The organism is Acidisphaera rubrifaciens HS-AP3, from assembly GCF_000964365.1.
Taxonomy (GTDB): Bacteria; Pseudomonadota; Alphaproteobacteria; order Acetobacterales; family Acetobacteraceae; genus Acidisphaera; species Acidisphaera rubrifaciens.
In genome coordinates this window covers 1-1,326 of sequence record NZ_BANB01000858.1, presented here as the reverse complement: position 1 = coordinate 1,326, position 1,326 = coordinate 1, and the positions used below count along the sequence as shown (strand labels likewise).

Here is a 1,326-nt window from a genome sequence, read left to right as displayed (position 1 = left end):
CCCCCGCCGCGGCTGCCGCCGGCGACCGCGCGCATACCGCCGCCCCCGCCCCCGCTTCCGCCACCGTGGCCCCCCGATTCCCGGTCCGACGGTCCGGACGGTGTCGCGGCCGCCTCGCCGCCCGCGGTCAGGCGCCGGACGAGGTCGCCCGGCGTCGGCAGATCGGCGACATGGCCCAGGCGGATCAGCACCATCTCCGCCGCCGCCCGCCGGTCGGGCGCGGTCTCGACCTCGGTCGTGCCCTTCAGCAGCATCTGCCAGGCACGGCCGAGCACCGGGACCGACAGCGCGGCCGCCATCGCGGCGCCGCGCGTGCGTTCCAGTTCCGGCAGGTCGGGGCTGTCGGCGAGGCCCGGGATCGTCTTGAGCCGGGTCAGCGTGTGGACGAGTTCGAGCAGGTCCGCGATCACCGTGCCGAGATCGGCGCCGCGCGCATGGGCGGCTTCCGTCAGCGCCAGCGCGTCCGCCAGCCGCCCGCCGAGGACGGCTTCCAGCAGGTCGAACACCATCGCCCGGTCGGCCAGCCCCAGCATGTCGGCGACCGAGGCGGCGGTGACGCCGGCCGCCGGGTCCGCCTGCGCGATCGCCTGATCGAGCAGCGACAGTCCGTCGCGCACCGAGCCGTCGGCGGCGCGCGCGATCATCGCCAGCGCCGCCTCCTCGATCGCGACACCCTCGCGCGCGGCGACGTCGGCATACAGGGCGACAAGCTCGGTCACCGCGATGCGGCGGAGGTCGAAACGCTGGCAGCGGCTGAGGACGGTGATCGGCACCTTGCGCAACTCGGTCGTCGCGAAGACGAACTTCACGTGCGGCGGCGGCTCCTCCAGCGTCTTCAGCAGCGCGTTGAAGGCGTTGCGCGACAGCATGTGGACTTCGTCGATGATGAAGACCTTGGTGCGCGCCTGCAGCGGGCGGAAGCGCGTCGCCTCGATGATTTCGCGCACGTCGTCGACGCCGGTGTTGCTGGCGGCGTCCATCTCGATCACGTCCGGGTGCCGGTCGGCGAGGATGGCGGTGCAGTTGGCGCAGACGCCGCAGGGCGCGGCCGTGGGGCCGCCCGTACCGTCCGGCCCGGTGCAGTTCAGGCAGCGGGCGATGATGCGCGCGGTGGTCGTCTTGCCGACCCCGCGCACGCCGGTGAGCATGAAGGCATGCGCGATGCGGCCGAGGGCGAAGGCGTTGCGCAGGGTGCGCACCATCGCGTCCTGTCCGATCAGCGCCTCGAACGTGGCCGGCCGGTATTTGCGGGCCAGCACGCGGTAGGCCGGTGCGTCGGGTGCCAGCGGCGGCGTCGGGGCCGGCTCGGCCATGCCGTCGCCGGGC

The 1,326-nt window shown here is 74.2% G+C and carries 1 protein-coding gene; it reads right to left on the bottom strand.

Going from position 1 to position 1,326, the window contains the following annotated elements; translation table 11 throughout:
- A partial coding sequence (locus B8460_RS18540) for a DNA polymerase III subunit gamma/tau (RefSeq protein ID WP_048863105.1) occupies positions 1–1,326 on the bottom strand: 1,326 nt, incomplete at both ends.